This is a genomic window from Streptomyces sp. NPDC057307, assembly GCF_042667665.1.
GTDB lineage: Bacteria > Actinomycetota > Actinomycetes > Streptomycetales > Streptomycetaceae > Streptomyces.
Genome location: NZ_JBHUZM010000198.1, coordinates 1 through 11064 on the forward strand (window position 1 = coordinate 1; position 11064 = coordinate 11064).

At 71.4% G+C, this 11064-nt stretch carries 11 protein-coding genes; 6 read left to right on the forward strand and 5 right to left on the reverse strand.

Annotated elements, in window-relative coordinates; genetic code table 11:
- Positions 1-467: 467 nt before the first annotated feature.
- Positions 468-1958 carry a UDP-N-acetylmuramoyl-L-alanyl-D-glutamate--2,6-diaminopimelate ligase gene (locus ACFUN8_RS35065; RefSeq protein ID WP_383646861.1) on the forward strand — a complete coding sequence of 497 codons (1491 nt, stop codon included), beginning with the start codon at positions 468-470 and terminating at the stop codon, positions 1956-1958.
- Between the two features lie 56 nt (positions 1959-2014).
- Here the strand turns inward: ACFUN8_RS35065 and ACFUN8_RS35070 are convergent, their stop codons facing one another.
- A complete protein-coding gene (locus ACFUN8_RS35070) occupies positions 2015-2395 on the reverse strand; it encodes a nuclear transport factor 2 family protein (RefSeq protein WP_383646863.1) in 381 nt (126 codons plus the stop codon).
- Between the two features lie 217 nt (positions 2396-2612).
- Here ACFUN8_RS35070 and ACFUN8_RS35075 point away from each other — a divergent pair, with 217 nt between their 5' ends.
- Positions 2613-3464 (forward strand): NmrA family transcriptional regulator, encoded by an 852-nt coding sequence (locus ACFUN8_RS35075; RefSeq protein ID WP_383646866.1) that lies wholly within the window; start codon positions 2613-2615, stop codon positions 3462-3464.
- Positions 3465-3522: 58 nt separating this feature from the next.
- Positions 3523-3984, forward strand: a complete 462-nt coding sequence (locus tag ACFUN8_RS35080; protein ID WP_383646868.1) for a DUF5954 family protein — start codon at positions 3523-3525, stop codon at positions 3982-3984.
- Between the two features lie 99 nt (positions 3985-4083).
- Here the strand turns inward: ACFUN8_RS35080 and ACFUN8_RS35085 are convergent, their stop codons facing one another.
- The 4 genes from ACFUN8_RS35085 to ACFUN8_RS35100 all read right to left on the reverse strand — a co-directional run bounded on the left by ACFUN8_RS35085 (position 4084) and on the right by ACFUN8_RS35100 (position 8823).
- Positions 4084-5877 (reverse strand): transglycosylase domain-containing protein, encoded by a 1794-nt coding sequence (locus ACFUN8_RS35085; protein WP_383646871.1) that lies wholly within the window; start codon positions 5875-5877, stop codon positions 4084-4086.
- A gap of 80 nt (positions 5878-5957) precedes the next feature.
- The gene (locus tag ACFUN8_RS35090; protein ID WP_383646873.1) at positions 5958-7313 is read right to left on the reverse strand and encodes an ATP-binding protein; all 1356 of its coding nucleotides are present in this window, start codon (positions 7311-7313) and stop codon (positions 5958-5960) included.
- 2 nt (positions 7314-7315) lie between these two features.
- Positions 7316-8047 (reverse strand): two-component system response regulator CseB, encoded by a 732-nt coding sequence (cseB, locus tag ACFUN8_RS35095; RefSeq protein ID WP_383646875.1) that lies wholly within the window; start codon positions 8045-8047, stop codon positions 7316-7318.
- Positions 8047-8823, reverse strand: coding sequence for a hypothetical protein (locus ACFUN8_RS35100; RefSeq protein ID WP_383646878.1), 777 nt, complete (start codon positions 8821-8823; stop codon positions 8047-8049). The genes cseB and ACFUN8_RS35100 overlap by 1 nt, the downstream gene beginning before the upstream one ends.
- A gap of 101 nt (positions 8824-8924) precedes the next feature.
- Between ACFUN8_RS35100 and ACFUN8_RS35105 the strand changes: the two genes are divergently transcribed.
- The 3 genes from ACFUN8_RS35105 (at position 8925) to ACFUN8_RS35115 (ending at position 11015) form a co-directional block, all read left to right on the forward strand.
- Complete coding sequence (locus ACFUN8_RS35105) at positions 8925-9245, forward strand: hypothetical protein (protein ID WP_383646880.1); 321 nt, start codon at positions 8925-8927, stop codon at positions 9243-9245.
- A 468-nt stretch (positions 9246-9713) separates the two neighbouring features.
- Positions 9714-10124 (forward strand): DUF3592 domain-containing protein, encoded by a 411-nt coding sequence (locus ACFUN8_RS35110; protein WP_383646883.1) that lies wholly within the window; start codon positions 9714-9716, stop codon positions 10122-10124.
- Between the two features lie 66 nt (positions 10125-10190).
- Positions 10191-11015, forward strand: coding sequence for an NAD(P)H-dependent oxidoreductase (locus tag ACFUN8_RS35115; protein WP_383646885.1), 825 nt, complete (start codon positions 10191-10193; stop codon positions 11013-11015).
- Positions 11016-11064 lie beyond the last annotated feature (49 nt).

Sequence of the window (11064 nt, forward strand, 5' to 3'; positions counted from 1 at the left end):
CCATCACGACCGGCCACCGGCCGTTCGGCGTTCCCGCCCCGGCGCGTCATTCCACGGTTCGCACGGTCGGGCCCCGGACCTCGATCGCCGGCCGGGCCGGTCGGCGCGATGCGGCCGGACGACGGGGGCCGGGAGGGCCCCGTGGGACGTACACTGCACTCATGGGTAATACACACGCTGCGACGGAGGGCCTCCGACTGGCCTCGTGCGCGCTGTGCCACGCCCTGCACGGCCACGGCTAGCAAGTTCGCCGCCGACTCTCGGCCTCCGGCGCCCGGTGGAATTCCTCCCCGAGGCGTCCTCTTCTCGTCCGCACTCGCGTGCAGAGCCGTCCGCTCCCCCCAGCCCCATCGCGCCCCCAGCGACACCCGCACCCGCGCCCCACCCCGCGACGCTTCGGCGTGCCGTCGGCGCCTCCACGGTGACCGCCGCACGGCGGCCGAGCCGTACCTTCGAGAGGATCCCCTGTGAAGCTGAGCGACTTGCTCGTCGGGCACGACCACGAGATTCTGCAGGGCGATCCCGATACGGCCATCACCGCCGGAACCTGTTTCGACGCCCACCGCGTGTCACCCGGATCGCTGTTCATCGCGGTCCCCGGCCACCGCGAGGGCGGCCCGGAATCCGTCGGCCCCGCGCTCGCGCGCGGCGCCGTCGCCGTGCTCGTCGACGCGGCGACCGACGATCTGCCGGTGGCCGCCTGGGCGTCCGACCCGGCCGTCTGCGTCGTACGCGTCCCGGACACCCGCACCGCCGCCGCGGTCGTCGCCTCCCGCTACCACGGGGACCCCGGCCTCGCGATGGACATGGTCGCCATCACCGGCACCAACGGCAAGACGTCGGTGTCATACATGGTCGAGTCCGTGCTGCGGCTCGCCGAGCAGGCCGTGGTCGGGGTCATCGGCACGGCGGGCAGCCGCATCGGGGACGAGCTGATCCCCATGCCCCGGTCGGTGCTCACCACCCCGGAGTCGCCCGACTTCCAGTACCTGCTCGGTGTCATGCGCGACCGCGACGTGAGCACCGTCGTCCTGGAGGCCACGTCCATGGGGCTGTTGACGCACCGCGTCGACCACTCGTACATCGACGTGGGCATCTTCACCAACCTCACGCAGGACCATCTGGACGACCACGGCACCATGGCGAACTACCGGGACGCCAAACTCCGGCTGTTCCAAGGGCTCTGCCGCCGGGCCGTGGTCAACATCGACGACGCGGTGGGCGCCGGGATCGGCGCGCTCATGCCCGGCGCGGTGACCACGTACGCGCTGGACACCGACGCCGACTACCGGGCGACCGACCTCACGATGGACGCCTTCGGTACGCGCTTCACGCTGCACCACGCCGGGCGCAAATACCCGGCGGCGATCCCCGTACCCGGCCGCTTCTCGGTCGCCAACGCGCTCGCCACCGTCGCCGCCTGCCACCTCCTCGGGCACGACCTGCGCGGACTGGTCACCGCGCTCGACCGGATGCCCCCGATCCCCGGGCGCTTCGAGCGCTTCGAGACCCCGCGCGGCACCTCGGTCATCGTGGACTACGCGCACTCCCCGGACTCCCTCGACAAGGTGCTGAGCACCATCCGCGACTTCGCCACGGGGCAGGTCATCACCGTGTTCGGCTGCGGCGGCGACCGTGACATCACCAAGCGCGCGGAGATGGGCGAGATCGCCGGCACCCACTCCGACCTGTGCGTCCTCACCTCGGACAACCCCCGTCACGAGGACCCCGAGGCGATCCTCGACCAGATCACGCCCGGTCTGGCCGCCACCGGCACCCGCTTCGAGCGGTACGCCGACCGCCGCGCGGCCATCGAGTTCGCCCTGTCGGCGGCGGGCAAGAACGACATCGTCCTGATCGCGGGGAAGGGCAGCGAGCCCTACCAGACCGTCGGGGACACGCTGATCCCGTTCAGCGACATGGCGACCGTACGCGAACTGGCCGCCGCACAGGACTAGAACCGGCCGCCGTACAGCACTGATCGCGCGTCCCCGGAACGGGCCGGGGCCGGGACTCAGGGCAGCGGTTCGGCCATGGCACTCAGATGGATGCCGACGAGCCGCCACCCGCCCCCGTCCTGGTCCCTGGCCAGGAACTGGGTCGCACGGAAGCGCCCGTCGGCGTCCCGGCCGTCGACGATGCTCTGCTGGCACTGCAGACCGATGGCCACCGCCGCCTCGCCGTGCCGGCGCACCTCCACCTCCGTCCAGTCGAAGGCGTCATGGATGAGATGGCCCGAGGCGTACCGCTCCAGCCACTGCGCCTTGTCGAGGATGAATCCGCGCGGACCGACCCCGCGGAAGTCGTCGGCGAGCAACCGGTCCAACGCGTCGACGTCACCGCCGAGTTCGGCCTTCTCCCACCGTCGGGCGAACTCGGCCAGATCCCTGTCCATGCTCTTTCTCCCCGTCTTCCACGCCTGTTCCGTCGTCGTTCAGACTCCACCGGGTACGGCTCACGGCGCATCCACTCGCCGGATGGCCCGCGACTACTGCGCGGGGAGTACCGGGGAGCCGTCGGGCTCGGAAGTCACCGGGGGACGTAGACGCACGCTTATGCCGGTGAGCTTCGTGACCATGTTCCGCCGGCCCGGCCCGTACTTGACTTGAGCCATGACACAGAACACGCACAACACCGAGAACACGCGGGCGGCGGCGCCGAGGCTGACCCTGGTCACCGGCGGTACGGGCAAGACCGGGCGGCGCGTCGCGGCGCGGCTCACCGAACGCGGACTGCCCGTGCGTATCGGCTCGCGCGGCAGCGAGATCCCCTTCGTGTGGGAGGAGCCCGACACCTGGGACGCCGCACTGGAAGGCGTCGGAGCCGTCTATCTCTGCTACTACCCCGACCTCGCCTTCCCCGGCGCGGCCGAGGCCGTCGGAGCGTTCGCGCGGCGCGCCGTCGACCGGGGCGCGCGCCGGCTGGTGCTGCTCTCCGGGCGGGGCGAGGAAGGCGCCCTGATCTCCGAGGGCAAGGTGAAGGACAGCGGCGCGGACGTCACCGTCGTCCGGGCCAGCTGGTTCAGCCAGAACTTCAGCGAGGGCTTCTTCCTGGAGCCCGTACTCGCGGGGGAGCTGACACTGCCGACCGGTGACGCGGTCGAGCCCTTCGTCGACGTGGACGACGTCGCGGACGTCGCCGTCGCGGCCTTCACCGACGACCGCCACATCGGCAGGACGTACGAGCTCTCCGGACCCCGGCTGCTCGGCTTCGACGAGATCGCCGCCGAACTGTCCAAGGCCACCGGCCGGGAGATCACCTACGCACCGGTCGCGCTGGAGGACTACCGTGACTTCCTCGTCTCGGTGGGCGCTCCGGAGGACTTCGCCGACCTGTTCGAGCTGATCAACGACGGGCGCAACGCGCACCTCGTGGACGGCGTGGAGGAGGCTCTGGGCCGTAGGCCCAGGGACTTCACCGCGTTCGCCGCGGACGCCGCACGCACCGGCGTATGGCAGCCCTGACCCCGGCATATAGCTGATTCCCCGCGCCCGGCGACGCTCGGTGCGGCACGCTGGGGGTATGGACGCGAGCGCAGATGACGGATTCGACGACGCGGCGGCCCGGCGGCTGCTGGAGGTCGGGAAACGTGAGGAGGAACTCCGCAAGGAGTTCCGGGTGGACGGTCCGGACTGGGAGCGGATGTCCGTGTCCCACTACACGGCCTACGCCGCGATGATCCACGAGGAGGGCGGCTGGCGGCAGTTGTTCCCGGCCGTGCCCTTCGAGGAGGAGGCCCGGCTCGATCTCGGCGCGGTCCTGCGCGCACGGGCCGCACACGCGGGGGAGTTCGCCGGCCGGTTCGGCCGGGCGGCCGACGCGGTGGAACGGGGTGAGGACCAGGTGATCATCGCGGAGGACGTGTTCCGGATGGTACGGGTCGAGCAGACGGTCATCATGACGAATCACGGCCCGCAGCCGCCGCAGGCCGGCGACCGGGAGTTTCCCGACGAACTGGACGAGCGGCCCGGGGCCGGCGACTGACGTCCGGTCCCGGTGACCGACGTACGAGGGTCGGTGTGCGCCTTCCCGCCCCTCGAACGGGGGTGGGGCGGGCCGGCGCACGACTTTCCTGACGCACCGTCAAGAACCGTCCGGCGGCGTCGGTTCGGCCGTCGTCGAACCGTCCGGCGGCGTCGGTTCGTCCGTCGTCGAGGTGAGATAGGCGCCCCAGATCCGGGCGGCGGGGCTGTCCTCGATGCCCTTGAGCGTCACCTGCTTCCCTGTCTTGGCGCTCTCGCCGAACAGCCCGATCGACGTCACCAGATCCGGGGCGGAACCGATGAACCACTCCGCCTTCCGGTCGTCGGTGTGACCCGAGGCATCCGTGCCGCCACTCGCGTCGGCCGCTTCCAGCAGTGGCGGAACGCCCTTGTCGGGCCAGGCCGTTCCTCCCGCACGTGCCTTCCCCGAGAGCGACGCGTGGGCGTACTTCGCGGACATGCTGCTGATCACCCGGTCGCCGATCGCGTCCGGCAGATCGACAGTCCGGTCGCCGCGCCTCGCGGACTTCACGATCGACGGGGTGACCTTCCTGCCGTCGTTGGCCAGCGTGGCGTGGACCCCCGCCATCTCCAGCGGACTCGCGCCCATCAGCCCGAGGGACATCGCCTGGGGAGCGCCGAAGCCGGCCGGGTCCGCCGTCATCCCCAGCTTCGTGGCGGTCTTCCTCACAAGATCCGGACCCAGCGTCCTGTCAGCGCTCTCCTTCGCCTCGATCTGTGCGGCGACGACCACGGGTGCGAAGGTCGGTCCCGCCTGGTAGTCGGCGCGGGTCGCGTTGTTCAGGTAGTGCTCGAGATAGTCGTCGCCGCCGTACAGCGCCACGATGCGCCCGGTCTTCGGATCCACGGACACCGCGCCGGCCTGCCGGTCCGGATCCCGCTCCGGAGCCTTCGGCTTCGGCGTCGGCTTCGAGCCGCGGCCCGACGCGGAGAGCCCGGCCGGGACCGCCTCGCGCAGCGCCCGCTGCTTCGCCGGCTCGATGTTCAGGGTGATCCGCCAGCCGCCGGCCGCCAGTTCCTGCTCGCCGACTCCCGAGTCGATCAGCTCACGCCGCGCGACGTCCACCAGATACCCGGCCTGCCCGGCCAGCTCCGCCGACGCCTTGGGCGCCACGGGCACCGGGAAGCGCATGCGCCGCCGGTCGTCCTTGTCGAGCCACCCCTCGCCGACCATGTTGTCCAGCACATAGCCCCAACGCGCCTTCGCCTGCTTCTTGTCGGCGGGTGACGCGACGGCCCAGTCGTACTGACTGGGAGCCTGGAGCAGCGCCGCGAGATACGCGCCCTCCTCGACGTCGAGGTCCTCGACCTCCTTGTCGTAGTACGTGCGGGCCGCGGCCTGGACGCCGTACGCGAGCCGTCCGTAGTAACTGCTGTTGAGATAGCCGGCGAGGATGTCGTCCTTCGAGTTGTGCCGGTCCACCTTGAGCGAGATGAACAGTTCCTTGACCTTGCGGCTGACGGTCTGTTCCTGGCTGAGGTAGTAGTTCTTCACGTACTGCTGCGTGATGGTCGAACCGCCCTGCTTGCCGCCGCCGGTCACCGTGCTGAAGACGCCGCGCGCCGTGCCGGAGAGGGAGACACCGGAGTCGCTGTAGAAGTCCTTGTTCTCGGCCGCGACGAACGCCCGCCGTACGTCCTCGGGCACTCGGTCGAGCGGTACGGACTCACGGTTGACCTCGCCGGTACGGGCGAGCCTGGAGCCGTCGCTGAACAGGTAGACGTTGCTCTGCGCCTTCACCTGCTTGTTGGGTCTCGGGATGTCGATGACCAGGTACAGCACGGTGAACGCCCCGACGATCAGGAGGCACAGGGTGAGTAAGGCGGCCAGAGCCTTGCGCCAGGTGAGGAGGCGACGGATACGCATACGCATGACGTCATCCTCGGCACCGAAGATCTTCGTCAAGGGGAAGCAACGCGTCGGCTACCGCGCGGAGTTGTATCGGCCGTGTATCAACGGTCCGCCAGGCCGGCCAGGTTGGCCAGGTCCTCCGGGTCCGCCTCGGTGGGCGGGAGGACCTGGGGCAGCCGGAGCGTGGCGAGGGCGCCGCCGTCGGGCGCGTTGCCGAACTCCAGCGTGGCGCCGATGACGTGAGCGTGGCCCAGCGCGATCGTGAGGCCGAGCCCATGACCCGTACCGCGCTCGCGCGCGCCGGTCCGGAAGCGCTGGGGGCCGTCGTCGAGCAGCGTCGTGGGGTAGCCGGGACCGTGGTCGCGTACGGCCACGGTCCTGCCGCCGTCGGCCACGGTGATCACGACGGGGGCCCGGCCGTGCCGGTGCGCGTTGACCACCAGGTTGGTGAGGATGCGCTCGAGCCGCCGCGAGTCCGTCCGCACCGTCGCCGCGTCCGCGTCCGCGTCGGTGTGCGGGTGCGTGTCGGTGTCGGTGTCGGACCGCGCGCGCCGCGTGCCGGACTCCGCGTCCTCTCCCGTCACGACGACGACCTTCGAGTCCAGCCCTGTGCGCGCCACCACGTCGTACACCAGCGGTCCGACGGGACACGGCGAGAGATCCGCGTGCTCGGCCCCCGCGTCCAGCCGGGATATCTCCAGCAGCTCCTCGACCAGCGCGCTCAGCACCCGCACCCGGTCGCGCACATACCCGGCCGCCTCACCCTCGGGCAGCAGTTCGGCCGCCGTCACCAGACCCATCAGCGGCGTACGCAGCTCGTGCGCCACATCGGCGGTGAAGCGCTGCTCGCCGAGCAGCCGCTTCTGGAGTGCTCCGGCCATCGTGTCCACGGCGGTGGAGATGTCGGCGATCTCGTCCCGCGGCCGCGGTCCCGCCGCGATCCGCGCGTCCAGATCCCCGGCGGCGATACGGCGCGCGGTACCGGCGGCCGTACGCAGCCTGCGGCTCATCCGCCCGGCGGTCAGCACCCCCAGCGGCAGCACCACTGCGGTGGTGATCAGCCCGGCCACGACGATGCTCGCGTCGAGGGCGCCGATGTCGCGCATCGTGGTCGTCAGATCGACACGTACGGAGAGCACCCGGCTCCCGGCGGGCCGGGCCGCCCACATCGCGGGCCCGGCCGACCCGGTGGTGAACTCCGTTCCCCGGCGTCCCTCCGCGACCAACTCCCGCAGCCCGCCGGGCAGTCCGGCCGCGTCGAGGGCCGCGCCCGAGCCCTGGACGTCGCCGGTACGGGCGTAGGTGACCGCGGCCCGGTCGAGGGTGACGCGGGCGGACTCACGCGCCTGCGACAGCTCACGGTTGCGGGAGAACTCGTGCACCAGTACGCCGACGGCCGCGGCGACCGCGCAGGCGGCCGCCGCCACCAGAGCCGCGATCCGCCATCTGAGAGCCATCGTCAGCGCCGCAGTTTGTAGCCGAAGCCGCGGACCGTCTCGATCCGGTCGGCGCCTATCTTGGCCCGCAGGCGCTGGACATGGAGGTCGACGACCCGGGTGTCGCCGTGCCAGGCGTGGTCCCACACCCGGCTGAGCAGCGTACGGCGCTCCAGTACGACTCCGGGCGAGCCCGCGAACTCCAGGAGCATCCGCAGCTCGGTGGGCGTCAGCGCGACCACCTGTCCGGCGCGCCGTACCTCCATGCCACGGGTGTCGACCGTCAGATCGCCGAAGGCCAGTACGGCGGAGTCCGCCCGCGCGTCGGAGGCCGCGCCCGCGCCGGCCGGCGAGAACGAGACCCGGCGCAGCAGGGAGCGGATACGGGCGACGAGCACCGCGCTCTCGCAGGGTTTGACCACATAGTCGTCGGCGCCCGCCTCCAGCCCCGACACGACGTCGAGGGCGTCACCGCGCGCGGACATCATCAGGATCGGCGCCAGGCTCAGCTCCCGGACCCGGCGGCACAGTCCGATGCCGTCGAGGTCGGGCAGCATGACGTCGAGCAGCAGCAGGTCGGGGTCGGTCTCCCGGAACATCTCCAGCCCCGTGAGCCCGTCGCCCGCCGTGGACACGGTGAATCCGTACCGCTCCAGGAGCATCCGGACGGTGTTGCGGATCACCTCGTCGTCCTCGACCAGGAGCAGATGTGCCTCCGCCGCCGTGGCGGGCCGGGACGGACGCGCCGATCTCATCACTGTGTCGGCTCCCTGGTGCCGGTGTGCGGTGGTGGAACGGGCGGGACCTCCCGAGGCGGGACCTCCTGAGGCACCGTCTTCTCGGGAGCCAGCGGGTCGGCCGCCCGCGGGCCGTCGTCCGACTCCTTCCACGGATTCTCGACGGTCATCACCTCGCCGTTCCACCGGTAGCGCGTGGTGACCCGGCCGGTCTGGCCGGCCGACGTGAGGATCAGGTCCGTGCCGAAGGTCTCGCCGGTGAGCCCGACGGGTCCGAAGTTGATCAGCACCGGGCGCACGGTCTCGCCCGAGGCCCGGTAGACCTGGATGAGCGTCAGCCCGGAGGAGGGTTCGTCCAGCGCCACCACCAGCTCGTCCAGGCCGTCGGAGGTCAGGTCCTTGTAGACGGGGTCGCGCAGACCGCAGTCGGCGCCGGGGCAGCTCCGGAGCGCGGCACGCACGAAGTCCGGCACGTTGGGGTCCTTCGTCAGCAACTCCCGCACCGACAGCTTCTTCAGTCCGCCCGCCGGCACGGTGACGTCCTTGACCGGCGGATACCGTTCGAAGTTCTGCTTCTCGGCTTCCCCGCTGTCCGGCGGCTCCGGCGGCGCGTAGTCCGGCCACAGCGGCGCGGCGCTGACCGGTGGCGACAGGCTCGGCGCCGGGCCGCCGTCCCGTGCACCGGTCTCGGCCGCGCAGCCCGCGGTACCCGCGAGGGCCGTCACGACGGCCAGAGCTGCGAGGACGACGGGCCGGCCGCGCCGTGGCGGGCCGGTGTGGGGGAAGCGGCGCATAGACAGGTCAGCGTACCGGGGCCGGCTTCCTGAACATGCCGGGGGAGATGCCCGTATCCCTCTGTGCACCTCCGCCCCCGCCATGTCGAGGAGACCGGCCCATGAACGAGCACATCAATCTGCAAGCCCTCCCGGACGGTGAGGCCGAGCTGCGTCTCGTCGTCCGTCTCCAGTGGGAGGACGTCGCCGCGCTCGGCCAGGAGGCCGGCCGGCTGGCGCACCAGATGCAGCGTCCCGTGAGCCTCGACGAGGCGGTCAGCCACCGGCTGCGCGGCCGCTCGGCCACCCACGCGAAGCCCCCGCAGGAGCCCGGCCGGCCTGTCGGGGCGCCACCGGCCCCGGTGTCGTCGCTCGCGGGCCGCACGCCGGGCGAACACGCCAGGCAGGCGATAGAGAAGATCAACGGGCCCGAGTCGGCCTGAGTCCCGACCCGCTGGAAGCCGCGGACCCGGTCGCGTGAGCGACGACGGTTCCGCACGGGGCGTCCCGGAGACGCGGGCCACCCCGGAGCCGTAGCGCCCCGACGCCACTCAGGGCAGCCGCTGGATGCGGCTGCCCTTTGCGGCGTGAGCGAGTGACATCTCCGCGCCTGAGCGGGGGGTTGCATCAGGCGGCCGGTGCCACCGCTTCAACAGCGGGGGTGCGCAGGGCTCGGTGCTCTCCCTGGGACACTCTCTGTGTCACAGATGAGAAGTTACGCACGATCGGACGGGGGCACATTGGGCGTACGACCCCGGTCTGGGGTGTTGCTGGGTACACCCCCGCTTCTGGCCGGGACCCAACTGCCGTCCCGCGCCGGGCCGGAGGCAACCGGCGGCCTCCACGACCCGTCCTGACCTGTACCGAAGTCGACCGGCGACCGTGAGCGGCGCCGCGAGGGAGTGTGTTCCGTGCCTGGCTGGTTGTTTCCCCTCGGGTTCGCCGTCGTCGGTGCCGTGGTCTTCGGTATCGGATTCGTCGGTCTCTGGCGGTCCCTCGCCCTGTGGCGCGTCGGAGTCCGGGCCTCGGGCCAGGTAGTCCGGCTGGAGACGACGCACAACGGGCAAGGAGGCCGGATCCACCGCCCGGTGGTCGGCTGGGTCACCGACGACGGCCGGCACATGGAGGTCGAGTCGACCTACGGACGGTCATGGGTGGGCCGTTTCCGGCCCGGAACCCCGGTCCGGCTCCGCTACGACCCGCGGCGGCCCGAGCGGATGCGGATCGACGGCTACGGGCACGGCGTGCAGGTGGTGTTCATGCTGGTCGGCACCGCGTTCATGGCGGGCGGGATCTCCGTGGCCCTCCAACTGGCGCTCTGACGCCGCCGACCGCATGGAAGATTGACCAATACTGTCGTCGTACCGAGGAAAGGAAGGTGGCCGATCGTGCGGGTGCTCTGGTTGTACGCCCACCCCGATCCGCGCTCGCTGAACGGCGCGCTGCGCGACGAGGGCATCGCCGTGCTGTGTGAACACGGGCACGAGGTGGTCGAGTCGGACCTGTACGCCATGGAGTGGAACCCGGTGGTGGGCCCCGGCGACTTCCACCACGACCCCGACGAGCGGCTCGACGTCCTCACCGAGTCCCAGTACGCCTTGGAGAACGGCACACTCAGCGAGGACATCCGCCGGGAGCAGGAGAAGCTCCTGTGGTCGGACACCCTCGTCGTGCAGTTCCCGCTCTGGTGGTTCGGGCCGCCGGCGATCCTCAAGGGCTGGTTCGACCGGCTGTTCATCCAGGGCTTCGCCCAGGGCGTGCTCGATCCCGAGACCGGCAGGGCGCAGCGGTACGGCAGCGGCGGACTCGTCGGCAGGCGCGCCCTGGTGCTGACGACGGTCGGCGCCAACGCGGCGACCACCGGACCGCGTGGCATCCACGGTGACATCAACGAGGTGCTGTTCCCGCTGCTGCACGGCACGTTGTGGTATCCGGGCATGGCCGTGGTGCCGCCGCTCGTCGTCAACGGAGCGGTCAAGCTGTCCGAAGCCGAGTACAAGACGGCCGTGGGGCAGTTGCGGCAGCGGCTGCTGACGATCCCGGAGACCGAGCCGATCCCGTACCGGAGCCAGAACGGCGGCGACTACGACGAGCGGCTGATCCTGCGCCCCGACCGGGCACCGGGCGAGGAAGGCATCCACATCCACTACGCGGACGGCGGCCCGGACGAACGGTGCGAGCGCACCGGCGGCGACGACGAGGCCGACAGATAGCGCGTGCGGCAGCGCCGAGGGGTGGCACCGCCGAAGCCGGCGGTGCCAC

Coding starts and splice junctions, on each gene's coding strand:
- cseB (WP_383646875.1), bottom strand. CDS start 8,047: ATGAGATCGGCGCGTCCGTCCCGGCCCGCCACGGCGGCGGAGGCACAT.
- ACFUN8_RS35090 (WP_383646873.1), bottom strand. CDS start 7,313: ATGGCTCTCAGATGGCGGATCGCGGCTCTGGTGGCGGCGGCCGCCTGC.
- ACFUN8_RS35105 (WP_383646880.1), top strand. CDS start 8,925: ATGAACGAGCACATCAATCTGCAAGCCCTCCCGGACGGTGAGGCCGAG.
- ACFUN8_RS35100 (WP_383646878.1), bottom strand. CDS start 8,823: ATGCGCCGCTTCCCCCACACCGGCCCGCCACGGCGCGGCCGGCCCGTC.
- ACFUN8_RS35075 (WP_383646866.1), top strand. CDS start 2,613: ATGACACAGAACACGCACAACACCGAGAACACGCGGGCGGCGGCGCCG.
- ACFUN8_RS35080 (WP_383646868.1), top strand. CDS start 3,523: ATGGACGCGAGCGCAGATGACGGATTCGACGACGCGGCGGCCCGGCGG.
- ACFUN8_RS35085 (WP_383646871.1), bottom strand. CDS start 5,877: ATGCGTATGCGTATCCGTCGCCTCCTCACCTGGCGCAAGGCTCTGGCC.
- ACFUN8_RS35070 (WP_383646863.1), bottom strand. CDS start 2,395: ATGGACAGGGATCTGGCCGAGTTCGCCCGACGGTGGGAGAAGGCCGAA.